Source organism: Legionella micdadei, assembly GCF_000953635.1.
GTDB lineage: Bacteria > Pseudomonadota > Gammaproteobacteria > Legionellales > Legionellaceae > Tatlockia > Tatlockia micdadei.
On the sequence record NZ_LN614830.1, the window covers coordinates 1999466 to 2024535 of the forward strand.

Sequence of the window (25070 nt, forward strand, 5' to 3'; positions counted from 1 at the left end):
TTTATATAATTAAGGCAGCTATCTCGCCAATTCTCGTTCCCTTTTCAGTGTCCTACGTAAAAGTTGTGTATAAATGGGTTCATTGCGTGCCAATTGCATAATCGTAGTAGAAGTTAGGCAAGAGACCATTAGGGGTAGGATTAAAGAGTAGTTTTGAGTCATTTCGACAACTAATACAATACCTGTAATTGGTGCACGAACAGCCGCAGCAAATAAAGCACCCATGCCGGCAACTGCAAACATGCCCGGATGAATCGTGATGTCTTCCATTAAATTTTGTAATAAATAAGACGAAGCCGTACCGAATAATGCACCCAAAGCAAGCATTGGTGCAAAAATGCCTCCGGGCACGCCTGTCGAATAACACAACATCGTGGTAAAGAACCGAATGACCAAAATTACTACAAGTAAGGAAGCACTCGGGGTAAAAGTTAGTGCCTGATGAATAATCCGATATCCACCTCCGACCAGATCAGGCTGATAATAAGCTAAGAACCCTACTCCAGCACCAATTGCCAACACATACGCAACACGCATAAACAAAGTTAATGTATCAATGATTCTTAAAGATAGCATTAGCATTTGATTAAATAAGATGCCAAGAAAACCAACCATTATCCCAAGAATAAAAAAGAGCCAAAGGGATTTAAGGCTTGGAAGCGCAAAAACACTCATGGAGATAGCTGCTTGTGGTCCGATAATAAAATGCAAAGTAATGGTTGCCATCACACAAGAAATGGCAACTGTTTTAAAATTGGTAAAGGTGAAATTGAATTCGTTACGAAGCTCTTCTAATACGAAAAGCACACCGGCTAAAGGGGCATTAAAAGCAGTAGCAAGACCAGCGGCAGCACCTGCCATGATTAAAGTATCGCGCCTGTCTTGGGAGAAATGCAGCATCTCGCCAAACATATCACCGAGATTTCCTCCCATTTGAATTGTTGGACCTTCCCGGCCAAGAACGAGCTTTGCAGAAATTGCCATAACCCCAGCAATAAACTTAACAGGTAATAACCGGCGCCAAAAGATAGGCCTTTCATGCAGCAAAGCTCCTTCAATTTCTTGCACCCCACTTCCAGAGGCCTCTGGTGAAATAGAGCGAACCATAAGCCAAGCAATAAAAGTCAGAATCATTGAGATAAGGGCACAAAAAATAGCTGCCTCTCCCCCTTTTGTGGAAATGGAAACGAGGAGTTGCTCAATAAGATAATCTAACCAACGAATTCCAATTTGAAAAAAAGAACCCACAATCCCTGTAGTTATCCCGAGAAGAATCGCTACACTATAAACGAGCAATAATTTATGACGCATGTCCTCTAATCATTCCCATTAAATTAGAAATAATCCGCAATCCTGCTTGATTAGACATCGAAAGAATCGTTTCAGGATGAAATTGCACTGCATACACGGGTAAGGTTTGGTGCTCTACGGCCATAACAATTCCATCCTGGCTTAAAGCAGTCACTTTTAATTCCTCTGGGATTGTTGCGAGACGAGCATACAAAGAGTGATAACGCCCCGCTGTAAAAGAAGATCCAAGACCTGCAAATAGTCTTGATTCATCCTTTATTTCAATTTCAGAGGCTTTACCATGCATTGGATAAGACAATACATCCAACACTCCTCCGAAGTATTCAACAATACCCTGCAACCCTAAACATACACCGAAAAGAGGAATCTTTTGTTTTAGCACTTCTTCAATCGTTTGTGCCACTTTAAAATCAGCAGGCCGCCCTGGACCAGGTGAGAGGAGGACAAGGTCGAAATGCTGCTGTTGGTGTAAATAATCCATCACGTGCTCACTGCGTATGGTCACTACTTCGGCCCCTGTTTGGCGCACATAGTTAGCCAATGTATGAACAAAAGAATCTTGATGGTCAACTAAAAGCACTTTTTTTCCTAAACCTTGTTTAGGCATTGTATTGGTCGGCTCGGCTTTACTTTCCGGTTTTTGCAAAATATCTAAAAAAGCAGATGCCTTAAGGCGAGTTTCCTGTTCTTCCGCCTGCGGTTGGGAATCATAAAGCAAGGTGGCACCCACACGAATTTCAGCGATACCTTGTTGAATTCTTACCGTTCTTAAGACAAGGCCTGTGTTTAGGTTACCGTTAAAGCCAAACCATCCTACAGCCCCAGCGTACCATCTACGCGGGGATTTTTCGTACTTTTCGATGAAATTCATTGCCCAAAGTTTAGGCGCACCTGTCACAGTCACTACCCACATATGTGTGAGGAAAGCATCGACTGCATCAAACCCTTCCCGCAATGTACCCACAACATGATCTACGGTGTGAATCAACCGTGAATACATTTCAATTTGCCGTCGGCCAACGACTCGTACCGAGCCGGCTTCACAAATACGCGATTTATCGTTGCGATCCACATCAGTGCACATTGTCAATTCCGAGGCTTCTTTTTCAGAATCCAATAAAACCTGAATATTGTGCGCATCTTCTATTGCATCGGAACCCCGTTTAATCGTTCCTGAAATAGGACAAGTTTCTACTTTTCTATCCTGGACACGTACATACATTTCGGGTGATGCACCAACTAAATATTCATCTTCACCCAAATTAATAAAAAATCCATAAGGAGAGGGATTGATTTTTCGCATCCTACGAAAAATGGTCGATGGTTGTTCAGAACAATGTGCATAAAATGTTTGGCTTGGTACCACCTCAAATAAATCACCGCAAGCAAACCGCTGTTTTGCTAATTCCACAAGTTGTGCGTACTCACCCGGAGCATGATCACAACTTTTAGCAGGCCTTTGCTCAGGTTCGTAGTGTTTAAATTCACCATCTCGAGGCAAAGATTGAGTCGATTTGCCTTTGTATTGAAAATCGTAACGTCTGATAAACGCAATTTCTTTGCGATGATTCACAACATAGATTTCATCCGGAAGGTATAAGACCATTTCGCGTTGTTCTGAGGGACGCTCTTTACACTGGCTTAAGCGTTCAAATTGAAAAATTAAATCATAACCAAAAGCACCATAAAAACCTAAATAAGGCTCCTCTGTTTTAAAAAAAGCTAGCAATAGTCGCAGGAGAGTAAAAACGGATGGCTGGTGACTACGCTCTTCCTCACTAAAAATTCTTTGTGACGGTTTTACAGCGATTCGATATAAGCGGTCTGAGTGTTCTTTAATGATTAAATCAGCAGAAGACTGTAATAGTGGGAAAAAAATTGCTAATAAAATTTCACCCCGTTGGTTTAAAGCTTGAACATGAATTTCATTTCCCTTACAAATCAAAACCAAAGGAGGATTATAAAAACCTATATCCCAACAAGTATAACGTCCGGGATATTCAAAACTTGAAGCGAATAACGCCCCACGGTGGGTATCAAGTCGCTCAAGAAGCGGCTCTATGGCGTTTTCATAGACTAAATCATGATGCTCATATTCAATATGAACACCACCTGCAGTTTTAACCTGATGTAGCATCAACCGTACTCGAAAGAAAGAACATTTATTCATTCTACTTTAAAACCAACACACTTCAAGGTGGACCCCTTTTATCTTCTTTTAATTTTCTCTTAATAATCTTTTGTTAGGATGTATTCTTATATAACAAGAGGATCAATAATGACTCAGCCGATTGAAGTACTCAATCAAAAAATTGATAGGCGATTGGCTCATTTAAAGAAGATACGAGGACACAGCGGTGCCATCCAACATCAAGCTGAATCCATCGTGTTCCATTACTACCTTAAGCAATTAATACAACATAAGCCTAGTCAGGAGCAAACAAGGCTAATTCGGCGAATTACTGATGAATCCAGGTTAATATCGGAAATAAAACCCTACTTCCGACTATTTACTATCCTAGAGTTAGCAATTAAAGAAGATGATCTCGAACTCTTAGAGGCTGTTATCGATGCAGATCCTAAAATTGTGGACTATGTGTTCACTGACGAACAATCCAAAAAAACAGCTTTGGTAATGGCTGCAGAGCAAAATAGAACTGCACTTGTCGAATTACTCGTACGGGTTGGGAGTCTCAATTTCAGCAATAGTTATACGCGAAAAGCACTGAATGCTGCAATTTTTAACGGCAACATTGCAATTGTACAAACCTTGTTGGCAGCAGGTGTAGTTCCTACCCAAGCTGATTTTCAGAGAGCCTGTTCTCAAGGACAACTTGAAATTGCCAAAATGTTGCATACTGCCAGTCCGCAACCTTTTGATTACAATTCAGCATTACTATCCTCTGCTGCTGCAGGGAATCTCCCAGCAGTACATTATTTAGTAGACGGTTTAAACGCTAGTGTTAATTATCAAGAGCCACCCGCATTTAGATCTTCCAAACACGAGCTGACCCCTCTTATTGTGGCGATTCAATATAAAAAGCCCGAAGTGGCCGAATATTTAATTAGCCGTGGAGCGCATGTTAGGCAAGCGCAAGATGCTTTGGGGCTAAGTACGATAGGCCTAGCTGCCTTTTTAGGTAATGCAGAAGTTATTCAAGAGCAACTGAGTCTAAATGAAAAAGGTTTCGAAGAAGTTGATGATAATGCTATTGAGTTGAATTTCAACCTCGACAGTGCAGACAATGAAGGATACACACCATTAATTCGTGCGGTTCAAAATGGAAATCTAGGGATTATTGATTCGCTTATCGCTGCGGGAGCCAATGTTAATGCACAAAGCAAAAATGGTCATACGGCTCTCATAGAAGCTGTTATGAAAGGGGCTCCCGAAGTCGTTGCAGCCTTGTTGAAAATCGAACACCTTGATGTCAATGCTCGAGAAAAAGAAAAGGGCCTTTCTGCCAGGGAGATAGCACTGCGAAGCAAGAACACAGTGATAGTTGAAGCCATCGATTCCTTTGTTGCTAATCGCAACCTAAAGGAAAACCTAGTGCACATGAGAGAGAATAAATTATATGAATTAATCAAAATTATCGACACTTATCATGAGCAACGAAAAGCACAAAAGGACGAAAATGGCAAAATTAAAGAATACTTACATATCAATATCTTTGGCTTATTTCAAAAAAGTTACACACAAAAACACTCTGCTATTAATGCTCTAAAAAGTGTATTGAAAGGTGATTATTTTGATAAAGAAGGGAATCCTATTGATTTAAATACCCATTTGTCTACACTAAGAAAAGGAAGTTTAGGAGAAAATTTAAGAGCATTTATTAAAGCCGGACATGCAAACTGCATTGTTAACCGGCCAGTCAATACAGTGAGCGATTTTGTAAAAGCCTTACAAGAATCAACCCCTCAACTTAGCTCAACTTTAGAAATAACTTAGGGTCTGTTCGCCAAATCGACGAAGCTAATAATTTCTAAAAGAGTTTCTCCCTTAACATGTTGCGAGGTATAATCTCGTCCTCAACTAATTTGGAATCATCATGCCGTTTACTGAAAACGATTTAAAAAAAATAGAAGAATTAGCCTATTTGGATAGTGAATCAGAAGATCATCGTCAGCTGTGTGAAGAAGTTAATGCCATTATGGATTTTGTTGAGCAACTGCGACAAGTGGACACAACAGGTCAAGCTCCTCTTTTTCATCCCTTCGACCTCCATCAGCGCTTAAGACCCGATGAAGTGAGAGAGAAGGACTGCAGCAAAGAACTGGCAGAGATCGCTCCGCTTTTTGAAAATGGACTCTATTTAGTTCCTAAGGTAATTGATTCAGGACAATAAGTTATGCATAAGCTCTCTTTATCCGAATTAAGTCGTGCGCTGCATCATGGGGAACTCTCTAGTAAGGAGCTCACTCAACATTATCTTAAACGCATTCAACGCCATCAATCACTCAATGCGTTTATTCACGTTGTCGATGAAGAGCAAGCTTTAATTGCAGCCGATGCTGCGGATAAATTGCTTAAAAGCGGTCAAGGAAAGCCTCTGACCGGCATCCCCATGGCCCATAAAGATATTTTTTGCACTAAAAAGATGCCTACGACTTGTGGCTCAAAAATGCTTGAACATTATTATTCCCCTTATCAAGCGACAGTGGTCAATAAATTGGAAGAACAAGGCGCTATTCTTCTTGCAAAAACCAACATGGACGAATTTGCCATGGGATCAGCCAATGAAAACAGTTACTTTGGTCCAGTAAAAAACCCCTGGAATCTGGAGCATGTATCTGGAGGTTCTTCTGGAGGTTCAGCGGCTGCGGTTGCTGCCAGGTTAGTTCCTTTTGCAACGGGGACAGATACAGGAGGATCAATACGCCAACCAGCTGCTTTTTGTGGAATCTCAGGAATTAAACCTACTTATGGTCTTGTTTCTCGCTTTGGGATGATTGCGTTTGCTTCCAGCCTTGATCAAGGAGGTCCATTTGCAGCCAATGCCGAAGATCTTGCCCTGGTTCTACAAGCCATAGCAGGTTTTGATGCAAACGATTCAACTTCGGTAAATCAAGCAATTCCTAACTATACATCAACGCTGAATCATCCGATTAAGGGATTACGTATTGGTTTACCCTCTTGTTTCTTTCATAAGGAAGTGGCTGGTGATATCCAACAGGCCATCCATGCCGCGGTAAACATTTTCCAGCAAGAAGGTGCTGAGATTATTGAATTGGATCTTGCCCTACAACCTTTATGGGTTCCTTGTTATTACGTGATTGCATGTGCGGAAGCGTCATCGAATTTATCGCGTTATGATGGAGTACGCTTCGGCTATCGCAGTACTAAAGGAACTAGCCTGCGTGAGCAAATTGTCAATACTCGTACAGAGGGCTTTGGTATAGAGGTTAAACGCCGCATTCTTACAGGTACGCATGTACTCTCTTCAGGTTACTTTGATGATTATTACCTTCAAGCATTAAAAATTAGACGCTTAATTCAGAATGAATTGCGAGATGTGTTAAATAAAGTAGATATTATCTTAGGTCCAACTACACCAACTTGCGCATTTAAACTCGGTGAGAAAATTGCTGATCCCATTCAAAATTATCTAGCGGATGTGTTCACTGTCGCTGTAAATTTGGCGGGCATTCCCGCACTCTCTATACCCGCGGGATTTAGTCAGGGGTTACCAATCGGCATGCAGTTAATAGGCAAACAATTCAGTGAAGCGCTATTGCTTAACTGTGCTCACTATTATCAACAATGTACTGACTGGCACCAAGCCAGGCCTACCTTCAAAGGGTGATTTATGGCATGGGATACTGTTATTGGCCTTGAAGTCCACGCTCAATTAAAAACAAAATCTAAACTATTCTCTGGTGCTGCCACAACATTTGGTGCAGCACCGAATACTCAAACCAGTTTTATTGATGCGGGTCTTCCTGGCGTTTTGCCCGTGCTTAATCAACAAGCCGTTTTTATGGCAGTGCAATTTGGCCTAGCGATTAATGCACAAATTAATGATCACTCTTATTTCGAGCGGAAAAACTATTTTTATCCTGATTTGCCTAAGGGGTATCAAATAAGTCAATTCCAGCGCCCTATTGTTTCGCATGGTCATTTAATCATCGAAGTAGACGGCCGCGAAAAACAAGTTGAAATTATGCGGGCCCATCTCGAAGAGGACGCTGGTAAATCGCTTCATGATGCGCATCCCCAATATACAGGAGTGGATCTCAATCGTGCGGGAACCCCTCTTCTTGAGATTGTTACAGCCCCCTGTTTGTATTCCGCTGAGGAAGCAATCAGCTATCTTAGAGCCCTTCACCGTTTAGTGCAGTTTTTAGGAATTTGTGATGGCAATATGCAAGAAGGCTCTTTTCGCTGCGATGTCAATATTTCACTTAAACCTCAAGGTTCAGACCACTTAGGCACGCGCACTGAATTAAAAAACCTTAATTCTTTCCGTTTCATTGAGAAAGCAATTCGTTTTGAACAGGCTAGACACTTGGATTTGCTCGAATGCGGGCAGCCAGTTCAGCAAGAAACTCGTCTTTATTGCCCGAACACCAATACCACCCAGGTTTTGCGCTCAAAGGAAAATGAAAACGATTACCGCTATTTTCCCGATCCGGATTTATTACCCATTCAAATTCATCCCGAAGATATAGAGAAAATTAGGAAAACAATGCCTTCTTTACCACAGGAACTTCGGCAAAAACTTAAAATGAATCAAAACTTGCATGATGAAGATATTAATTTTCTTCTCTCTTCACCTGCCGCTTATCAATTTTTTAGTGAGGTAAAACAACTATCTAAAGCGGATGAAAAAATGATCGCAAACTGGCTTAGAGGTAGTTTTGCCGCTGCATTGAATGATGCGAATCTTGGCTTTGAACATTCACCTTTATCTGCAGCTAAGTTCGCTCCTCTCCTCAGTTTATTAGCCGAGCAAAAAATCTCCGTCAAAATCGCTAAACAAATTTTCACTAAATTATGGGCTGGCGAGGGTACAGTTGAGGACATTCTCCACAAAGAAGGCTATGGACAAATTCATGATGATGATTTACTTGAAAGTATAGTACGCGCGGTCATTAACCAGCATCCACAGCAAGTAGCAGATTTCCAAGCCGGCAAGGACAAATTACTCGGCTTTTTTATGGGGCAAGTGATGAAGCAAACAGGAGGTCAAGCCGCCCCAGAACAAATTCATTCTTTGTTGAAAAAATACTTAAACAATTCGCAATAGCCCACTTTCTCAACGTCTTCTGTCCTTAATCTTTTGACGTTGAGAAAGGTGAACAGTTATCTCGTTCTTAGCGGATTCCTAGACTAACGTTACTTTCTGCTGAGGAAGATTCTTCGATCCTATCAATTTCCTCCGATTTATCGCTAGGTTCTCGTGTTTTTCTGCCCAACTGCGCCCTTAATCTCGCAGGATCATCTAGCTTTTCAACATGATTGTTCAATAGAAAACTAATTTCTGAAGAAGATAATGATTCCAGATAATCCTGATCTTCCAATATCGGTTGCAATAAATTAGGTTGTGCTTGAGCAACACTTAAAATCCAATGGGGTAATGTTCTAGGGCGTTTATTGATTAGAATATCCTTGCAAGTCGAATCAAACAAAATAGCATACCCTATCTTTTCATCTGATGTGATGCACTCTAAAAATTGGCAAAAAGCATTAGGACTTGGATTTTGTAACACTTTGAAGAGGCGTCTTTGCATTTCTGCCATAGTTACTGCCTTAACCTCTGAAGAAAAGAAACCCAGGGATCGTTCGTCTTTGATATTCAGTTGATCACAAATTTTAACCAGAATTTCATATGGAAGGTCTTTAAACATAAGAAATCTCCTCTCCTTAATGTTTTCTTAATAAACACATAATTTGCTCTTAATTTAAGCATGTTATTTTAGATAAATAAAGATGTTCATTATATCACCATATTGACAAAAGTATTGCTTTAATTAGAGGGTGTTTTTATGACAATTGGTACTTTATTTGCTGAATCACGCTTAATAGCCAAAACAGTCAACCGAATCATTTTAGATCCCGATTATGTTGGTTTACAGGATTGGCGTGCAGAAGGCAAACTTTTATGCAGTCCAGGAGGAGATTGCCTTTCATCAACAACCTTACTTGTTAAAGGAAAATATGTTCCTACCTATGGAATCGACGGACGTTGTTATGGGCTTCTTCTCGACGCTAACAAATGTTACATCTACGATGTCAACTCCACAGATGCTAACACTAATAGAACGGATAAATTGGAAAAACGTGCTACCCGTAAAGGCATTGATTTTTTAACTGAAAATACAAAAGGATTTAAAACATTAGACCAGTTAAGTACCGAAATAAAATCTGGCCAAGACGGTCATATGAATGAGGTTTTGCTTGATGCATGGAAAGATTCTGTAACCGGCCTATTCGTGAGAATAGTTGATCTCGAAAGCGCCTCTACAGAAGCTTTGAAACACTATTACCAATCATTGCTCGAGATTAAGCTTATTCAAAAATTTCTAATACAAACTTATGGTTTCCCCCCTGAATCATTAATGATTTGTCAATATAACGAAAGAGAAGGTAGACTTCTCAAATTCCCTTCGGATGAGCATTTGTATGCTTATGCAAGAATGCATGGTTTCAGTAAAGCGACTTATCCCAAACTCTTCGAACTTCTGAGTGATGAACATACCTTTAAACCGGCACCAAAACCAATAACAGTAAAAGAATATCTAGAGCAAAATATCCCTCCGGAAATTCTTTCTTCTGCTTATGACGAAATTTGTGTGCAATTAGCTGCTAAGTTTGAGCCTTTTGATGCCAGGCCAGTTGATGCAATTAGCATTCTCTCAGAACCTGTCGATGATATTATCGGCTTACCCGAGAGCACCATTAAAGAAGTTACGGAAATATATCTTTTGAAACAAAAGGTAGAAGAAATGAGCTTATCAGCGTCCAGAGATAGTTTTTTTAACCAGTCTAAAGCTTCTGTAACACTTTCAGAAGATCCTGTGTTAAACCCGGCCTCGGAAAAGACTGATAAAAAAGAAACTGATAATACGGGAGTCTATTTTTCATAAATTCACATGCAACACAGCTTTTATAAGCTGTGTTGCATGTATTTGCTAGTAAGGCTTAACAATAACTGTTGAGCCAACATCCAAAAACTCTTGGTTCAACCATTTCGCTGCACTCGGTAAAACCCTGATACAACCGTGGCTAGCATTGTAATTGGGAACTTCGTAGGCAGCATGGATCGAATAGCCACCATCGAAATGCATACAATACGGCATACGAGCACCACCATTCGTTTCAATTGGATAAAGGCTTGAAGTACAATCTTCCCCTTTCTTCGAGTAGATATGGAAGGTACCAGTAACAGTATGGCAACTTCTGCCAATATCCTCGCAGAAGTCCTTACCTCCAGAAGCCCTACCTGTTTTAACCCGGTTACCTTGCGCATCATAAGCTGCCCATGCTGTCGCTTTAGGATCGAAAATAAATACTTTTCTACCTGTAGGCTCCCGATGTTCAGGGAAATAATTAGCCCCTTTATGATCAGAATCCATGCTCATGGTATAATGCGTGTTCCCTGCATCATCCACTATTGGTACTGATCTATCCATTGAGGCACAAGATGCTGCTAATACGGACAACGAGCCAATGATGAGTTGTTTTTTCATTGGTGACTCCTCCCTTCTTCTTTTTTTTATGTTATCGGGAGGATTCTGAATAAATTTAGGTCTTTTTATAAATTATTTTAACTTTTTGTTTATTTTGTGATCTTTTTCTTGACCAAAACCTCTTCTCTTAAGGATTCAGGCAACATAAATAATATGGCTAACATTAATTGCTCATCACTGCACTCAAAACAACCACCTCGTGCTGGCATTGCATTAAACCCTTCCTCAGTGTGACTAAACATACTATTAATTCCTTGTTTTATTCTTGGGGTCCAATCGTCTTTCTCTCCGATTCGCGGAGCACCAAGAGGAATTAGTGGATTGCTTGCATGACAACTGGCGCAGAAATGCTGCACAATTTGCTTTCCCTCCTCTTTACTGCCCTTAATAGATTGAAGAAACTCTTGAGGGTGGTGCTGAGAGGCTTGAGGATGACAAAATGATAAACAACCTAACACAACAAATCCGAGCATCCTAAACATGAGTCATTAACCTTTTCATTCTTTAGTTTTCAATTATAAAATTTATTCATCTTTCGCAAAATGCCTTCCAATCAACTTGACGGTAGTTATTAATCAATCTAACCTTCTCTAGAGGGAAAGAAAATCAACAATCCCAACTAAAATAATTAAAAGGAGAACAACATGAAAGGAATTTTAAACTTAGCTATCGCTAGCACTTTTATTTTTGCAACATCAATGAGTATGGCTGCTGAATCAAGTACCACTTCAACCTCAACTACTACCACAACCAATTCAACAACAAAAACAGACATGAATGCGAATTGGACTTGCACAACCAACGCTAGTACTGCCACCACTGATGCTGATAAAGCCGCTGACGACCAAATGGCAAAAAATGTAACTTCTGCAACCAATGCGTTTTCTATGGCTGCACAAAACTGCCGGGACTGCACAAAAATCACTTGCGAAGCCCAAAGCTCAAACCAATAGCCTAACCCACATTTCCCAAGCTTTTAGCTTGGGAAACCCTCGAAATTGAGATCTAACTATGTTGCAACAAACAATTTTTAGCCTGTTATTAATCCTTACAAGTACTTTATCGCAAGCTTCTCCTAGACAGTCCCTCGATATCATTAAGCAAAAAGTGGAGCTTTATGCTTTAAATGAATTATCAACCCAGAACAATGATGAGATTGAGGTATCGGCGGAAAAAATCGACCCCAGACTTAATTTAAAAGCTTGTAAAGAAGATAAGTTGGAAGTATTTAATCCTTACAAGACACCTTTATTAAACACCACCACTATTGGGGTTAAGTGTCGAGAACAAGATACCCATTGGACTCTTTACGTCCCTATTCAAGTGACTCAGAAAAGATTAGTACTCGTTGCCAATCATTCTTTACCCAAGGGAACCCGTCTTACTGAAAATGACTTTGATAAATTAAAGGTGAGCGTAAGCCAATTGAAGCATGGGTACTTCACAGACACTAAAGAGGTGGTTGATCGAGTTTGTAAGCAAAATGTCCCTGAAGGAGCCATTCTGACCCCGTATAATCTCCAAACACCTCTCATGGTTCGTCGAGGTGAGCAAGTCAGCATTCAAGCAATCAATGAAATGATTAATGTTAGTATGGACGGTATTGCGCTCACTGACGGTTCCTTAGGGGACACTATTAAGGTACAAAATTTAACCTCTAAGCGTATAGTTGAAGCACAAGTCAGCGCAAATAGACAAGTGAGGGTAACCATTTAAAAATTTATTTAAAATCATGGTGACATTGCTTCAAAAATATGGTAATCATTGGTCATTGGACGTTTTTTCTAAAGATTTCAGGATAGGAGCCGATAACCATGATGAGTGCAATTGAGAGCAATGTTATGGTAAATCCACTTAATGATTCGAATAATTTCAAGCGGATTGATGCAGAGAATCGAATACAACAACACCTATCACCCACAACATCTAATTCCCATCCTGAAGAAGATGCGAACCATGTCAGTATTAGTGATACATCGAAGCAGCTATCAGCATTGAAAGAATACATTACCAAGGCACCGGAAGTTAATCAAGCAAGGATTAAATTTCTTAAAGAAGAACTCGCTAATGGCCGTTACCGAATTGTAAGCGATCAGATTGCAACAAAAATGCTCGCGGATATCGAATTAGCATAATAAATAACCCTGTGCACTAAAATCAAGGAACTCACCGACTCAATTTCAATTTAGTCTTACCTCAAGGACATCCATGACTGAGAGCAAACCTGAAAAATTAATTAACCACTTAAAACACGAAATCAACTGCATTGAAGAATTAATTCTTTTATTAACTGAAGAAAAAAAAGTGCTTGCCCAACGTCAATTTGAGGAATTAGAGCCTATTGCAAATCAAAAAGAATTACTCTCTAAAAAGCTAGAGCAGAGCGCAAGCGAACGTATGCAATTACTAGAAATGGCAGCCTACAAAGACGCCAAGCTTGCCTTACAAACTTTCTTAAACTATTGCTCATCAACAGAAGCCAACCAAATCAATGAGCTTAATACTGAGCTTGCAGAAAAAATTGCAACCTGCCGGGAGTTAAACTCAATAAATGGCCAGGTTATCACAACCAATCTCAGTACCCGACAAGAAATAATTAACATTTTAACGGGTCGAGAGAATACAACTGCGATCAATGTTTACACAGCGAACGGTGACCTTAAAGCCTCAGTAGAACCCAGTTGCCATCAAGAGGCTTAATCTCCCTACCCTATAGAACAGATCCTCCATTGGACTTGGCACAAAAAATCGGATTTGACTACAAACCGCTATACATAGTGACGGTTACCCCTGACAAAACTACGGCAATGATTACCTTATCGCGCTTGCATACGTAATGCACCATCCAAGCGAATAACCTCGCCATTAATCATCGCATTTTGAATGATATGAACAGCCAGGGCTGCGAATTCCTCGGGTTTCCCTAAACGTTTTGGGAAAGTTACGGTTGCAGCTAGACTATCCTGAACCTCTTGCGGCATATTTAAAAGTAAAGGGGTGGCAATTAACCCAGGGGCAATCGTATTAACTCGAATCGCATGCTGAGCAAGCTCGCGTGCTGCAGGCAAAGTCATTGCCACCACCCCACCCTTTGAAGCACTATATGCCATTTGGCCTATTTGCCCTTCGAACGCAGCAATCGAAGCGGTATTAATGATGACTCCACGCTCTTGTGAGCTTGGCTCAAGATCAAGATGTGACATCGCTTCTGCCACAACACGCATTACGTTAAATGTGCCTACTAAATTGATATCAATAACTTGCTTAAATGCGGCCAAAGGCATAACCCCCTCCTTGCCAAACATCTTTTTAGCAGGCGCTATACCAGCACAATTAATGCAAATTCTAGGTATTCCTATCTGAGAAATTGTTTTGGCTAATGCGCGTTCAACTTCTTCAGCAGAGCTCACATCACAAGCGATAGCAGGAGCTTCTCCAGGGGCACTTTCAATTTGCCTATCCCAAACAACAACTTTAACTCCTTGCCCGCTTAATTTTTGAGCACAAGCTTTACCCATTCCTGATGCACCACCTGTTATAATTGCGATCTGATTATCTAAGTTCATCTAATGTTCCTTTCCCTTAATCTCAATTTATTGCAAATAAACTTTACTTAACGCTTTAAACTGCGCTGTTCCAGCTTGTCCTACCCACTCAAAGAAAACCATTTCTGAGGTCACCAAATGAATACCATTTTGTTTCATGCGTTTAAGGCCATATTTGTAATCAAGCTCAAATCGACTACTCACTGAGTCGACAACCACATACACTTCGTAACCTACTCTTTGTAAATCCAAAGCAGTCTGCAACACACAGACATGCGTCTCAATACCGATTAAAACCACTTGCTTTCTATTAAATGATTGCAATCTAGGCTTAAATTCAGGAGCGCGAAAACAGGAGAACTGGATTTTTTCAATAAAACTATCTTGAGGGACTAAAGTACGCAAAGGTTCAACTGTGGGACCTAAACCTTTAGGGTACTGTTCGCTTACTATCAATGGTACATCAAATTCAGCTGCTAATTGGATCAACCATTGGCAGCGTTCCACCATTGCATCAGCATGCAATACATGAGGGGTCAGTTTTTCCTGCACATCAATTAGCAACAAACATGACCTATCTTTTTCCAGCAGCATTCCCTTCCTCCCAACAGAAAATGACAATCACAGCGTAAAGCTGAGAGACTGTCAAGGGATAATTAAAGCCTATACACGAAATAGCTTATCTGGAGAAATCTCCATGGCACGCAAAGGTTAAAACAATTAAACATACGTATGCGGTCAATGCCCCGTATTTGTCGTTCTGTATTATCTTCAAGAAGGTTCTTTTATCTCTTGACACCATTTTTGAATATCGTTACACTGCAATAATGTTTTAATGCACTAATACACTATTATGAAACTACAACATACCCAAAAACATCATTCAATCCATCAATTGATGCATGCGATTAGCTTGCTTAAAAATTCAGACGAGGCTTTGGCTTTCTTTACCGATTTATGTACACCGGCAGAACTTGAAGCCATGGCTGATCGTTGGGAAGTTGTCCCTCTACTTCGTCAGGGTATTCCATATCGCACCATCCACGACCAAACTGGGGTGAGTGTGACTACCGTCACCCGAGTCGCGCGTTGCCTTAGCTTTGGAAGCGGCGGTTATAACTTAATTGCGGAACGTTTGGAGCAATCGTGAATAGAGTTCGTTTAGCCCTACAAAAAAAAGGTCGTTTAGCACAAGAGTCACTTAATCTCTTGCAGCGTTGTGGTTTAAAATTTCGTGTTAAAGAAAACGCATTACTTACTCATGTTGATAACCTTCCCATTGATTTACTTTTTGTCCGTGACGATGATATTCCAACCCTAATCTTTGATGGCTTATGCGATGGAGGCATCGTTGGTGAGAATGTCTTATTGGAAGCAGCGTTGGGCTCCCCCGATAAAAACTATAAATCCATCTTAAATCTAGGAACCTGCCGCTGTCGTCTTACCATTGCTGTTCCAGAAGGGTTTGACTATTGCGGCCCAGGTTCCTTGGATGGCAAACGAATTGCTACCAGCTATCCGCTCCTGCTTAGTAAGTATTTGGCTGAACGACAAATTTGTGCTGAAAGCCTTGTCCTTTCAGGCTCAGTTGAGGTTGCCCCACGCATGGGCATGGCGGATGCCATTTGCGATCTGGTCTCTACTGGCCAAACTTTGGAAGAGAACAAACTCATTGAAGTGGATACCGTATTAGCCAGCCAGGCCATTTTTATCAAGGCAGACAAACCCATTGCCCCGGCCAAACAAGATTTATTCGACATGCTGAAAAGACGTATTCAGGCGGTACAACAAGCTGCTGAACGAAAATATATTCTTTTTCACGCCCCGAAAACCGCTCTTACACGAATTTGTGAACGTTTGCCTGGAGCCGAATCCCCTACTATTCTGCCTTTACCTGGCTATCCTGACAAAGTTGCAGTCCATGTTGTTTCCAGCGAAGGAATCTTCTGGAACACCTTAGAAACCATTCAATCGCTAGGTGCCAGTTCTATTTTGGTGTTACCGATTGAAAAAATGCTGGAGTGAATTCATGTTAACCATTAACGATTGGCAAAATTTATCCTTACAAGAAAGACAGCAAAAACTTAGAAGGCCTGAGCAAGCTGTTTCTTTTAGGGAGCAGGTTGAATCGATTATTCAAGAAGTTAAAACACGGGGAGATGAAGCTTTATTTGCTTTAACACGCGAATATGATCGAATTGATTTAGTGGATTTGAGAGTCCCCTCTACTGCGATAAAAAGAGCGGAAATTAGTTCAAACGCGAGCATTGCAATAAATCAAGCAATAGAAACAATCCGCACCTACCACCAAGCCACGATGCCTTATGCCAAGCAAGTAGTAACTGCCCAAGGTGTGCTTATTGAACGTACTTATAGACCGATTAGCTGTGTGGGATTATATGTGCCCGGGGGTAATAATACGCCTCTCATTTCTTCGTTGCTTATGCAAGCGATCCCCGCACAAGTTGCAGGCTGTCCATTAAGGATTTTGTGTACACCACCTAACCGAGATGGGGAAATTGATCCCCATCTTTTAGTCGCAGCCCGACTCTGTGGAATCGACACGATTTACCGAATCGGCGGAGCCCAAGCAATTGCCGCAATGGCTTACGGAACCAAAACCATTCCCAAAATGGATAAATTATTTGGCCCTGGAAATAGCTATGTAACTGAGGCGAAAACACTGGTTGCTGGTGATCCTGAAGGGGCGGCCATTGACATGCCCGCAGGACCATCTGAAGTCATGATTATTGCAGATGATGAAGCAAACCCTGACTTTGTCGCGGCTGATCTGCTTGCGCAAGCAGAGCATGGAATTGATTCTCAGGCTATCTTAATTTGCGAAAGTCTTGATTTTGCACTAAAAGTCCAGCAAAAGCTCGCTGAGCAAATGATGACTCTAACGAGACAAGATATTCTGAAGCAAGCTTTACAGCACGGGACTGTTTTAATTTGTACAGATACTGCTGAACAAATTAAAATAATCAACAACTATGCGCCTGAGCACTTGATCATCAATCGCCGCAATGCCAAGGAATTAGTTCCTCACATTACAGCAGCAGGTACCTTGTTTCTCGGTCCATGGGCTGCTGAAACAATGGGGGATTATGTCACCGGCAGCAATCACGTATTACCTACCAATGGTTATGCACGCAACCATAGCGGTTTAAGTACAATGGATTTTTTAAAAGCACTGACTGTCCAATCAATCACGAAAGAAGGTGTGCAATCTTTAGGTGAAGCCGCAGAGACCTTAGCGCTAATCGAAGGCTTAGATGCGCATGCTAATGCGATCAAATTACGTTTAAATCAACTAAGGGGATCCTAACATGTCGGTATTGGAATTGATTCGTCCCGATTTACAATCCATGCAAAGCTACAAACCTGGCGGGGACACTTTAGACTGCCGCTTGCACGCGAATGAACTACCCTGGTGTCCAGTGTCTTTCGCCCAAGTCCCGTTGAATCATTATCCGGACATCCGACAACAGCAACAATTGCAACAACTACTCGCAAACTATTATCAAATAAATATCAACCAACTGGTTTTAACGCGAGGCAGTGATGATGGAATTGATATGCTTATGCGCCTTTTCCTTCGCGCCGGTCAAGACAGTTTTATGCAATGTCCGCCTACCTTCCCTATGTACGAATTCTATGGCCGGCTACAACAAGCTGACGCGTTGAATTGCCCCCTGGAAGCGAATAACGATTTTAGTTTTTCCATTGAAAAATTGATTTCACTTTGGCAACCCAATTGCAGACTCATCATGCTTTGTCGCCCCAATAATCCCACAGGGAATTTGCTTGAATTAACAAGCATAGAAACCCTTTGCAACTACTTTAAAAATAAAGCAGTCGTTGTTGTGGATGAGGCTTATATTGAGTTTGCTCAAACAACAAGTGCCACTTCGCTTATTCCCTCTTTTGATAATCTAATTGTATTACGCACTTTATCCAAAGCTTACGGTTTAGCTGGTTTACGCCTCGGTAGCATCATTGCCCAACCGCAACTAATTAAAGCCATCGAAAACACGATGCCTCCTTATACGCTATCAAGTGCAGTTCTTGATTTAGCGCAACGAGCGCTCATCGATAAATCATGGTTCACTAATAAAATTAAGGACATCTTAAACGAACGCCAGCGATTGATAACTCAACTCCAGCAATTGACTTTGATAGATAAAATTTACCCTAGTAGGGCCAATTTTATTCTCATTGCATCCTCATATGCCGCACAACTTGCTGCATGGATGGCTGAATTGGACATTGCTGTACGGCATTTTGCAGCAGGCCCCTTACAGAATATGCTGCGAGTTACTGTTGGTGAGCAAGCGCAGAATCAGCGATTGTTAAACGCATTACGCAGGTTTCAGCAGGAGAAATGTTAAATGCAGAAGATCTTATTTATTGATAGGGATGGTACTCTGGTTAAAGAACCTGCAGACTTCCAAGTGGATGATTTAAGCAAGATTCGCTTATGCCAGGGTGTTATTCCAGCCCTGTTATCCTTAAGCAAAGCAGGTTTTACCTTAGTGATGGTCTCTAACCAAGATGGTTTAGGCACAAATGATTTTCCGCAAACCTCATTCCAACAATGTCACGAGTTTATTCTTGACCTATTCACTTCGCAAGGCATCCATTTCAACGAGATTTTTATCTGCCCCCATCGAGAAAATGATTATTGCCAATGCCGTAAACCCAAAACAGGTTTGCTCGACTCCTTTTTACTGAACACTATAATAGATCGTAATCAATCATGGGTGATTGGGGATAGGGAATCGGATAAAGAATTGGCACAAAATATTGGAATTTCTTTCCTTCCTGTGAGCCGAGAACACACCTGGCAACAAATAGTTGAAACGATTTTATTTCAGCAACGGTCTGCTTCCATTAAACGTCAAACAAAAGAGACTTCAATCGAAGTTAGCTTAAATTTAGACACAGAAACCCCTTGTCGTATTAGTACCCCTATCGGGTTTTTCAGCCACATGCTTGAGCAGATTGCCCGACATGGCGGATTCAGCTTACAGGTTAAAGCACAGGGCGATACCGAAGTGGATGAACATCATTTGGTTGAAGACACCGCACTTGCCTTAGGCGAAGCCTTAAAAAAAGCATTGCGTGACAAATGGGGTATTGCCCGCTATGGATTCACTTTGCCTATGGACGAGGCGCTCGCCACAGTTGTGGTTGATTTAAGTGGGCGAAGCCACTGTGTTTTTGAAGGGCAGTTTACGCGCGAATTTGTTGGTGGGATGGCCACCGAAATGGTCCCTCATTTTTTTAATTCACTCGCTAGCAGCCTTGGTGCCACCTTGCACGTGAATGTTAAAGGACAAAACCATCACCACATGATTGAAGCTTGCTTTAAAGCTTTAGGTCGAGCGCTACGCCAAGCCTGTGCTCGCTGTGATAACAGTTTGCCTTCAACAAAGGGGATCTTATGATTGCAGTTATTGATGTGTGCGGTAATAACTTAACTTCACTTACCAATGCACTTAAATGCCTAGGTTATCAATATACACTCACCCATGAAGCGAAGGCTCTTATGACAGCCAGCCATGTCATTTTACCAGGCGTAGGTGCAGCAGCCACGGCAATGCAAGCATTAAGACAATATCAATTAGTCGACATATTACGCCTACTCACTCAGCCAGTACTTGGCATTTGCTTGGGTATGCAATTATTGCTCGAATTTAGTGAAGAAGGTGGCGTGGATTGTTTAAATCTGATACCAGGCTATGCCAAACGTTTTGCTAACTGTCCGAATTACCCCGTTCCGCATATGGGTTGGTCTAAGTTATCATGGACAAAACAAACTCCTATTGCGAAAGATCTGGCTGCAGAAGACTATGTCTATTTCGTGCATAGCTATGCCCTGCCCTGTAGTAACCACGCCTTGGCAAATTGCCAATACAGTGAAGAATTTACTGCTATTGTGCAGTATAGAAATTATTATGGCATGCAGTTTCATCCAGAGAAATCAGCAGCAACTGGGCTTAAACTATTGAATAATTTTTTGCAGCTGGAGGGATTATGATCATTATTCCAGCGATTGATTTGTACAGAGGGCAATGTGTAAGATTACGCAAAGGCCGCTTTGATCAAATTTCTGTCTACGATTATTCACCCATAACTCTTGCACAAGGGTACGCACTACAAGGTGCCCAGCGGCTGCACATTGTTGATTTAGACGGCGCCAAATCAGGTACCATTGAACAGCTCCACCTCATTCAGGCAATGCATGCTCCTGGCCTATGTCTACAGGTAGGGGGTGGTATTCGCAGCTTGGAGACAGCAAAAACTTGTTTGCAAGCCGGAATTAATAAACTGGTGCTTGGCAGCATTGCAGTCATTAATCCCAATTTAACCGCGCAAATCATTGAACTAACTAAGCCTGAAAATATCGTCTTGGCCTTAGATGTTCAGATTAAGAACAACCTGCCAAAGCCGGCAATCAATGGCTGGCAAGTCCCAACAGATACAAATCTGTGGGATTTGGTTAATCACTACCAACAGCTTGGTATCACCCAGATTTTATGCACGGACATTGAGAGTGACGGCATGATGAATGGCCCTAATTTTCAGCTTTATCAGGAAGCGGTAACACGTTTTCCGCAAATAGGTTGGCAGGCATCCGGTGGCATTCGCGATATTAATGATTTGGAAAAATTATCTACTATTGGTATCGCTGCGGCTATCTTGGGGCGTATGTTGTATGAAAGTGATTTTGATATCACTTCTTATTTAGCGAGGAAAGCATGGTAGCCAAACGCATTATCCCCTGTCTTGATGTGTGTAATAATCAAGTCGTTAAAGGTGTAAAATTTCGCAATCACCGTGTTGTTGGCGATATTATATCTCTAGCCACCCGCTATTCAGCTAACGGAGCAGATGAGCTGGTTTTTTACGATATTACGGCAAGCTCTGACCAACGATCAGTTTGTCCGCAATGGATTAATCATGTGGCTGCAACTATCAGCATCCCCTTTACGGTAGCGGGTGGTATCCGTGACCTTGCTACAGCCCGAGCTATACTTAATGCCGGTGCGGATAAACTTTCCATCAACAGCCCTGCCTTAGAAAACCCTGATTTGATCAACCAATTAAGCCGGGAGTTCGGCAATCAATGCGTTGTGATTGGCATTGATAGCCAATGGATTGAAGATGATTTCTATGTGTATCAGTATACTGGCGATGAAACTAAATCAAGAAATTCCAGACGCAAAACCTTAGATTGGGTTTGCGAAGTCCAGGAGCGAGGTGCCGGGGAAATTGTTTTAAATTGTATGCAAGCCGACGGGGTGCGCAAAGGCTACGATATCCATCAATTGCGGTTAGTCCGCAAGCTCACTCACGTCCCCTTAATTGCTTCCGGGGGAGCAGGCAGTGTGAGTGATTTCGTGCAAGTGTTTCAACTAGCCGGAGTTGATGGGGCACTAGCGGCCTCCGTTTTTCACGATGAAATTTTATCCATTGATGAAGTGAAATTTGAACTGAAGGCCAATACTATTGAGGTCAGATTATGAATGCATTACAAATAGAGCAATTGGATTGGCAAAAAATGGACGGTCTTATTCCAGCTATTATCCAAAACGCCCATAATGGTGAAGTCTTGATGCTTGGATATATGAATCGTGAAGCTTTAGAAATGACTTTACAAAAAGGGCTCGTGACTTTTTATAGCCGAAGCAAACAACGCTTGTGGATCAAAGGGGAGTTATCTGGTCATTTCCTAAGATTAAAAGCGATAGCAGCCGATTGCGATGGCGACAGTTTATTAGTCCAAGCTCTGCCTGAAGGCCCTGCCTGTCATCTTGGTTCTACAAGTTGTTTCCAACCAGGAATAGTTACCGCACTTGGGTTTATCGATAGCTTAATCAACATCATTCAAAATCGCGCAAAAGAGAGTAACACTAGCAGTTATACCGCTCAATTATTAGCATCAGGCATTAACCGCTGTGCCCAAAAAGTAGGTGAAGAAGCAGTCGAAACAGTCATTGCTGCTGTTGCCTGTGATCGCGAAGAATTACTTAATGAAGCAGCTGACTTAGTTTTTCATCTGCTCGTTATGCTGCAAGCATGTGAGCTAAGTTTTTATGAACTGTTAGAGTACTTGCAGCATAGGCAAAGGTAGTGTTTAGATTGCGCACCTAAACATTACTCAATATTAGGCCATGCACAAGATCATTAAGCTTGGTTCGATCTGTGCTCGGTCGCATATTTTTAGTTACCTGGTTAAACCACAGCTAATAATATCGCAGTTAAATAATTCCCTTCAGGGAAAGCAGCTAAGGTGGGATGACAACTTGCTGGTCCAAAAATTCCTAGCAAACGGGCTTGTTTCCCTGTAGCACCCGCTTGACTACTTACTAAAATACCAAACTCTTGCGTGGTTAAAGCAGATGAGCAATTACAGGTCATCAATAAACTACCAGGCTTCATCGCTTTAAAAATCTCCCGGTGCAAAAAGCGATAGTAATTTTTGGCACGATCAAGATGGCGCTGTGAGGGCACTAATTTAGGTGGGTCGAGGATAATCAAATCATAATCCCCTGCTTGAGCTAAATAATCTCGAGCATCTGCTTCAATAAACTCGATCGATAGTTTATTCAACCTCGCATTCTCTTTTGCCTGAGCGATTGCCTGGGCTGAACTATCGACTGCAGTAATTCGACTGGCTCCTGCTTTTGCCGCGTGCAAAGCAAAGCCCCCAGTATAAGAATAAAGATCTAATACTCGCTTTCCTTTTGCTATAGCACCAATTCGTTGATGATTTTCACGTTGATCAAGAAAGAGGCCTGTCTTTTGAGCTTGGGAAAAATCAATTTGATAAATCACTCCTGCTTCAAGAACTTGAATCGTTTTTTCAATAACGCGTTCCCCCTGGTGATTCCAACCATCTTGAGCAAGTGGTTTTTCTTGGGATAACCAAATAACTTCTTCCCCTGGGAATAATTCCTGGATGCATTCGGTAATAACCGGCTTATTTGCTTCCACCCAATACGCAGAACTTGCAACAACTGATACATCATTGAAACGATCCACGGTCAAACCCGATAACCCGTCTGCTTCACTATTAAACAATCGATAAGCGGTCGTCATTTCATTGGGTAGATTTAGCGCTTTTCGGATAACTAGAGCTTGCTTTAAACGTTGAATAATAATCGATGGAAGTGATTTAGCATCTATTGATTCTTGTTGTAGCGCTAAAACACGTACGCGATAGAGTGAATGCTCATTGTAAACTCCGACACCAAGAAGCTCTCCTTCTGCTGCGAAAATATCGACTAACTTTCCAGTGATTAATTTTCCTGATGTTTTAGTAATCGCCTTCGGAAAAATCCAAGGATGCCCACGTCGTACAGTATTCTGTTTCGTTTTATGCAAATAAACAGCAGCTTTCATCTCTCTTTCCCAACCTAGCATTTAGGGTCGTAATATTAAGCAATCGCAACCCAATTAGAAACATGTTAGCATCAGTTTTTTTAAAAAAAGGATAAAAAATGTGGTTTAACAATGCTCTTATTTATCAATATGAACTCAATGAATCTGTTGATTTGGCCCGTTTGCTTGATGAAGAAAAGTTAAAGCCTTGCCCACCTCATGCAAGATTTATCTATGGATGGTTGCCTGCCTATGCAGATGAACTAGTCCAAGAAGTTGCCGGTTGTTCGTTAGTTTGCCTGGGTAAAGAGGAAAAAATTTTACCTAGCGGGGTTATTAAGCGCTTACTTGCAGAACGAATCCAAACCATCGAAACAGAGCAAGGAAGAACGGTAAGGCGCGCCGAGAAAGCACAGATGGCAGAAGATTTGGAGTTTGAACTCTTGCCAAAATCGTTCTGTGTGCAAAAACGGCTACATGCCCTACTTGATAGCATGACTAAGCGATTAATCATCAATACGTCCAGTCAAAACCAAGCCTCTCAATTGACTTCCTTATTAAGAAAATCAATTCCTGGTATTCAAATTGAACCTCTTGCGTGCAATGAAAACTTAGCCTTGCGCTTCGCTCAATGGTTAAGTGACCCAACCCTTCTACCCTCCCCTTTTAAACTTGCATCGGACTGTTTATTGTTTTCTCTGGATAACGAAAAGAAACGAGTTAATTGCAAAGGCTATGAACTGCCTGCAGAGGAAATTTTAACACTTCTATCGCAAGGCTTAGCTGCAGCAGAGATTTCGTTGATTTGGAACGAGCGCATTCAATTTACCTTAACCCATGATTTGACATTCAAGCGCTTGAAGAGTCTTGATTACCTCATCGATGAATTTAATGAAATCCGCCATCTCGAAGAAGAATATCAACAGCGGGACGCTGCATTGACTCTACTTTGCGGCGAATTACGTGGGCTTACCAATGATATACTAGCAGGATTGAATGAACTGAAAGAAATAGAAACATCGGATAAGCAAGAAGAAGCTTGTCTTGTTTAGAATTTCTTTTGAGTTGAGTAGATTAGGTTACCAGAGGGAATGGCCTCACCTTTATTCCTACGCCCCGCAGCTTGGC

General features: G+C 41.4%; 27 protein-coding genes. 19 read left to right on the forward strand and 8 right to left on the reverse strand.

Going from position 1 to position 25070, the window contains the following annotated elements; translation table 11 throughout:
• Positions 1-18: 18 nt before the first annotated feature.
• Together clcA and LMI_RS08935 are read right to left on the reverse strand one after the other, a co-directional pair.
• Positions 19-1311, reverse strand: coding sequence for a H(+)/Cl(-) exchange transporter ClcA (clcA, locus tag LMI_RS08930; protein WP_045099495.1), 1293 nt, complete (start codon positions 1309-1311; stop codon positions 19-21).
• Complete coding sequence (locus LMI_RS08935) at positions 1301-3448, reverse strand: anthranilate synthase component I (RefSeq protein WP_045100671.1); 2148 nt, start codon at positions 3446-3448, stop codon at positions 1301-1303. The genes clcA and LMI_RS08935 overlap by 11 nt, the downstream gene beginning before the upstream one ends.
• Positions 3449-3589: 141 nt before the next feature.
• On the opposite strand from LMI_RS08935, the gene LMI_RS08940 reads away from it, so the two are divergent.
• From LMI_RS08940 to gatB, 4 genes are all read left to right on the forward strand, one after another.
• Positions 3590-5266 (forward strand): ankyrin repeat domain-containing protein, encoded by a 1677-nt coding sequence (locus LMI_RS08940; protein ID WP_045099496.1) that lies wholly within the window; start codon positions 3590-3592, stop codon positions 5264-5266.
• 100 nt (positions 5267-5366) lie between these two features.
• On the forward strand, positions 5367-5663 hold the full coding sequence (gene gatC / locus LMI_RS08945) for an Asp-tRNA(Asn)/Glu-tRNA(Gln) amidotransferase subunit GatC (protein WP_045099497.1): 297 nt from the start codon (positions 5367-5369) through the stop codon (positions 5661-5663).
• Positions 5664-5666: 3 nt separating this feature from the next.
• Positions 5667-7121: an Asp-tRNA(Asn)/Glu-tRNA(Gln) amidotransferase subunit GatA gene (gene gatA, locus LMI_RS08950; protein WP_045099498.1), complete on the forward strand. Its 1455-nt coding sequence runs from the start codon at positions 5667-5669 to the stop codon at positions 7119-7121.
• A gap of 3 nt (positions 7122-7124) precedes the next feature.
• Positions 7125-8564, forward strand: coding sequence for an Asp-tRNA(Asn)/Glu-tRNA(Gln) amidotransferase subunit GatB (gene gatB, locus LMI_RS08955; protein WP_045099499.1), 1440 nt, complete (start codon positions 7125-7127; stop codon positions 8562-8564).
• Positions 8565-8631: 67 nt separating this feature from the next.
• Here the strand turns inward: gatB and LMI_RS08960 are convergent, their stop codons facing one another.
• Entirely contained in the window at positions 8632-9165 is a 534-nt protein-coding gene (locus tag LMI_RS08960; RefSeq protein WP_045099500.1) for a hypothetical protein, read from the reverse strand.
• Positions 9166-9303: 138 nt separating this feature from the next.
• Between LMI_RS08960 and LMI_RS15510 the strand changes: the two genes are divergently transcribed.
• The gene (locus LMI_RS15510) at positions 9304-10404 is read left to right on the forward strand and encodes a hypothetical protein (RefSeq protein ID WP_064102991.1); all 1101 of its coding nucleotides are present in this window, start codon (positions 9304-9306) and stop codon (positions 10402-10404) included.
• 45 nt (positions 10405-10449) lie between these two features.
• On the opposite strand, the gene LMI_RS08970 is transcribed toward LMI_RS15510, so the two are convergent.
• On the reverse strand, positions 10450-11007 hold the full coding sequence (locus tag LMI_RS08970) for a L,D-transpeptidase (RefSeq protein ID WP_045099501.1): 558 nt from the start codon (positions 11005-11007) through the stop codon (positions 10450-10452).
• Between the two features lie 89 nt (positions 11008-11096).
• Positions 11097-11489 carry a c-type cytochrome gene (locus LMI_RS08975; RefSeq protein ID WP_045099502.1) on the reverse strand — a complete coding sequence of 131 codons (393 nt, stop codon included), beginning with the start codon at positions 11487-11489 and terminating at the stop codon, positions 11097-11099.
• A 162-nt stretch (positions 11490-11651) separates the two neighbouring features.
• Here LMI_RS08975 and LMI_RS08980 point away from each other — a divergent pair, with 162 nt between their 5' ends.
• From LMI_RS08980 to LMI_RS08995, 4 genes are all read left to right on the forward strand, one after another.
• Positions 11652-11960, forward strand: a complete 309-nt coding sequence (locus tag LMI_RS08980; protein ID WP_231852119.1) for a hypothetical protein — start codon at positions 11652-11654, stop codon at positions 11958-11960.
• Positions 11961-12018: 58 nt separating this feature from the next.
• Positions 12019-12723 (forward strand): flagellar basal body P-ring formation chaperone FlgA, encoded by a 705-nt coding sequence (gene flgA / locus LMI_RS08985; protein WP_052679505.1) that lies wholly within the window; start codon positions 12019-12021, stop codon positions 12721-12723.
• 98 nt (positions 12724-12821) lie between these two features.
• On the forward strand, positions 12822-13142 hold the full coding sequence (flgM, locus tag LMI_RS08990) for a flagellar biosynthesis anti-sigma factor FlgM (protein WP_052679506.1): 321 nt from the start codon (positions 12822-12824) through the stop codon (positions 13140-13142).
• A gap of 73 nt (positions 13143-13215) precedes the next feature.
• Positions 13216-13707 (forward strand): flagella synthesis protein FlgN, encoded by a 492-nt coding sequence (locus LMI_RS08995; RefSeq protein WP_045099503.1) that lies wholly within the window; start codon positions 13216-13218, stop codon positions 13705-13707.
• Positions 13708-13823: 116 nt separating this feature from the next.
• On the opposite strand, the gene LMI_RS09000 is transcribed toward LMI_RS08995, so the two are convergent.
• On the reverse strand, positions 13824-14573 hold the full coding sequence (locus tag LMI_RS09000) for an SDR family NAD(P)-dependent oxidoreductase (RefSeq protein ID WP_045099504.1): 750 nt from the start codon (positions 14571-14573) through the stop codon (positions 13824-13826).
• 27 nt (positions 14574-14600) lie between these two features.
• Positions 14601-15146, reverse strand: coding sequence for an isochorismatase family protein (locus LMI_RS09005; RefSeq protein ID WP_045099505.1), 546 nt, complete (start codon positions 15144-15146; stop codon positions 14601-14603).
• 259 nt (positions 15147-15405) lie between these two features.
• On the opposite strand from LMI_RS09005, the gene LMI_RS09010 reads away from it, so the two are divergent.
• The 9 genes from LMI_RS09010 to hisIE are packed head-to-tail and all read left to right on the forward strand — an operon-like array spanning position 15406 to position 22692.
• The gene (locus LMI_RS09010; protein WP_045099506.1) at positions 15406-15702 is read left to right on the forward strand and encodes a YerC/YecD family TrpR-related protein; all 297 of its coding nucleotides are present in this window, start codon (positions 15406-15408) and stop codon (positions 15700-15702) included.
• Positions 15696-16577 carry an ATP phosphoribosyltransferase gene (hisG, locus tag LMI_RS09015; protein ID WP_045099507.1) on the forward strand — a complete coding sequence of 294 codons (882 nt, stop codon included), beginning with the start codon at positions 15696-15698 and terminating at the stop codon, positions 16575-16577. The genes LMI_RS09010 and hisG overlap by 7 nt, the downstream gene beginning before the upstream one ends.
• A gap of 4 nt (positions 16578-16581) precedes the next feature.
• On the forward strand, positions 16582-17880 hold the full coding sequence (gene hisD / locus LMI_RS09020) for a histidinol dehydrogenase (protein WP_045099508.1): 1299 nt from the start codon (positions 16582-16584) through the stop codon (positions 17878-17880).
• A 1-nt stretch (position 17881) separates the two neighbouring features.
• Positions 17882-18943, forward strand: coding sequence for a histidinol-phosphate transaminase (gene hisC, locus LMI_RS09025; protein ID WP_045099509.1), 1062 nt, complete (start codon positions 17882-17884; stop codon positions 18941-18943).
• Entirely contained in the window at positions 18944-20002 is a 1059-nt protein-coding gene (gene hisB / locus LMI_RS09030; protein ID WP_045099510.1) for a bifunctional histidinol-phosphatase/imidazoleglycerol-phosphate dehydratase HisB, read from the forward strand. It abuts the gene before it with no gap.
• Positions 19999-20595 carry an imidazole glycerol phosphate synthase subunit HisH gene (gene hisH, locus LMI_RS09035; RefSeq protein ID WP_045099511.1) on the forward strand — a complete coding sequence of 199 codons (597 nt, stop codon included), beginning with the start codon at positions 19999-20001 and terminating at the stop codon, positions 20593-20595. Before hisB ends, hisH begins: the two co-directional genes overlap by 4 nt.
• Complete coding sequence (locus tag LMI_RS09040; protein WP_045099512.1) at positions 20592-21323, forward strand: 1-(5-phosphoribosyl)-5-[(5-phosphoribosylamino)methylideneamino]imidazole-4-carboxamide isomerase; 732 nt, start codon at positions 20592-20594, stop codon at positions 21321-21323. The genes hisH and LMI_RS09040 overlap by 4 nt, the downstream gene beginning before the upstream one ends.
• Positions 21317-22084 (forward strand): imidazole glycerol phosphate synthase subunit HisF, encoded by a 768-nt coding sequence (gene hisF, locus LMI_RS09045; RefSeq protein ID WP_045099513.1) that lies wholly within the window; start codon positions 21317-21319, stop codon positions 22082-22084. The genes LMI_RS09040 and hisF overlap by 7 nt, the downstream gene beginning before the upstream one ends.
• Entirely contained in the window at positions 22081-22692 is a 612-nt protein-coding gene (hisIE, locus tag LMI_RS09050; protein WP_045099514.1) for a bifunctional phosphoribosyl-AMP cyclohydrolase/phosphoribosyl-ATP diphosphatase HisIE, read from the forward strand. The genes hisF and hisIE overlap by 4 nt, the downstream gene beginning before the upstream one ends.
• Positions 22693-22793: 101 nt before the next feature.
• Here the strand turns inward: hisIE and LMI_RS09055 are convergent, their stop codons facing one another.
• Complete coding sequence (locus tag LMI_RS09055; RefSeq protein ID WP_045099515.1) at positions 22794-23963, reverse strand: class I SAM-dependent rRNA methyltransferase; 1170 nt, start codon at positions 23961-23963, stop codon at positions 22794-22796.
• A gap of 98 nt (positions 23964-24061) precedes the next feature.
• Between LMI_RS09055 and LMI_RS09060 the strand changes: the two genes are divergently transcribed.
• Positions 24062-24994 carry a recombination-associated protein RdgC gene (locus tag LMI_RS09060; protein WP_045099516.1) on the forward strand — a complete coding sequence of 311 codons (933 nt, stop codon included), beginning with the start codon at positions 24062-24064 and terminating at the stop codon, positions 24992-24994.
• The last annotated feature ends 76 nt before the right edge of the window (positions 24995-25070 follow it).

What these genes read in the sequence shown, in the direction of transcription:
- clcA (WP_045099495.1), bottom strand. Translation starts at nt 1,311, where the DNA reads ATGCGTCATAAATTATTGCTCGTTTATAGTGTAGCGATTCTTCTCGGG.
- LMI_RS08935 (WP_045100671.1), bottom strand. Translation starts at nt 3,448, where the DNA reads ATGCTACATCAGGTTAAAACTGCAGGTGGTGTTCATATTGAATATGAG.
- LMI_RS08940 (WP_045099496.1), top strand. Translation starts at nt 3,590, where the DNA reads ATGACTCAGCCGATTGAAGTACTCAATCAAAAAATTGATAGGCGATTG.
- gatC (WP_045099497.1), top strand. Translation starts at nt 5,367, where the DNA reads ATGCCGTTTACTGAAAACGATTTAAAAAAAATAGAAGAATTAGCCTAT.
- gatA (WP_045099498.1), top strand. Translation starts at nt 5,667, where the DNA reads ATGCATAAGCTCTCTTTATCCGAATTAAGTCGTGCGCTGCATCATGGG.
- gatB (WP_045099499.1), top strand. Translation starts at nt 7,125, where the DNA reads ATGGCATGGGATACTGTTATTGGCCTTGAAGTCCACGCTCAATTAAAA.
- LMI_RS08960 (WP_045099500.1), bottom strand. Translation starts at nt 9,165, where the DNA reads ATGTTTAAAGACCTTCCATATGAAATTCTGGTTAAAATTTGTGATCAA.
- LMI_RS15510 (WP_064102991.1), top strand. Translation starts at nt 9,304, where the DNA reads ATGACAATTGGTACTTTATTTGCTGAATCACGCTTAATAGCCAAAACA.
- LMI_RS08970 (WP_045099501.1), bottom strand. Translation starts at nt 11,007, where the DNA reads ATGAAAAAACAACTCATCATTGGCTCGTTGTCCGTATTAGCAGCATCT.
- LMI_RS08975 (WP_045099502.1), bottom strand. Translation starts at nt 11,489, where the DNA reads ATGTTTAGGATGCTCGGATTTGTTGTGTTAGGTTGTTTATCATTTTGT.
- LMI_RS08980 (WP_231852119.1), top strand. Translation starts at nt 11,652, where the DNA reads ATGAAAGGAATTTTAAACTTAGCTATCGCTAGCACTTTTATTTTTGCA.
- flgA (WP_052679505.1), top strand. Translation starts at nt 12,019, where the DNA reads ATGTTGCAACAAACAATTTTTAGCCTGTTATTAATCCTTACAAGTACT.
- flgM (WP_052679506.1), top strand. Translation starts at nt 12,822, where the DNA reads ATGATGAGTGCAATTGAGAGCAATGTTATGGTAAATCCACTTAATGAT.
- LMI_RS08995 (WP_045099503.1), top strand. Translation starts at nt 13,216, where the DNA reads ATGACTGAGAGCAAACCTGAAAAATTAATTAACCACTTAAAACACGAA.
- LMI_RS09000 (WP_045099504.1), bottom strand. Translation starts at nt 14,573, where the DNA reads ATGAACTTAGATAATCAGATCGCAATTATAACAGGTGGTGCATCAGGA.
- LMI_RS09005 (WP_045099505.1), bottom strand. Translation starts at nt 15,146, where the DNA reads ATGCTGCTGGAAAAAGATAGGTCATGTTTGTTGCTAATTGATGTGCAG.
- LMI_RS09010 (WP_045099506.1), top strand. Translation starts at nt 15,406, where the DNA reads ATGAAACTACAACATACCCAAAAACATCATTCAATCCATCAATTGATG.
- hisD (WP_045099508.1), top strand. Translation starts at nt 16,582, where the DNA reads ATGTTAACCATTAACGATTGGCAAAATTTATCCTTACAAGAAAGACAG.
- hisC (WP_045099509.1), top strand. Translation starts at nt 17,882, where the DNA reads ATGTCGGTATTGGAATTGATTCGTCCCGATTTACAATCCATGCAAAGC.
- hisB (WP_045099510.1), top strand. Translation starts at nt 18,944, where the DNA reads ATGCAGAAGATCTTATTTATTGATAGGGATGGTACTCTGGTTAAAGAA.
- hisH (WP_045099511.1), top strand. Translation starts at nt 19,999, where the DNA reads ATGATTGCAGTTATTGATGTGTGCGGTAATAACTTAACTTCACTTACC.
- LMI_RS09040 (WP_045099512.1), top strand. Translation starts at nt 20,592, where the DNA reads ATGATCATTATTCCAGCGATTGATTTGTACAGAGGGCAATGTGTAAGA.
- hisF (WP_045099513.1), top strand. Translation starts at nt 21,317, where the DNA reads ATGGTAGCCAAACGCATTATCCCCTGTCTTGATGTGTGTAATAATCAA.
- hisIE (WP_045099514.1), top strand. Translation starts at nt 22,081, where the DNA reads ATGAATGCATTACAAATAGAGCAATTGGATTGGCAAAAAATGGACGGT.
- LMI_RS09055 (WP_045099515.1), bottom strand. Translation starts at nt 23,963, where the DNA reads ATGAAAGCTGCTGTTTATTTGCATAAAACGAAACAGAATACTGTACGA.
- LMI_RS09060 (WP_045099516.1), top strand. Translation starts at nt 24,062, where the DNA reads ATGTGGTTTAACAATGCTCTTATTTATCAATATGAACTCAATGAATCT.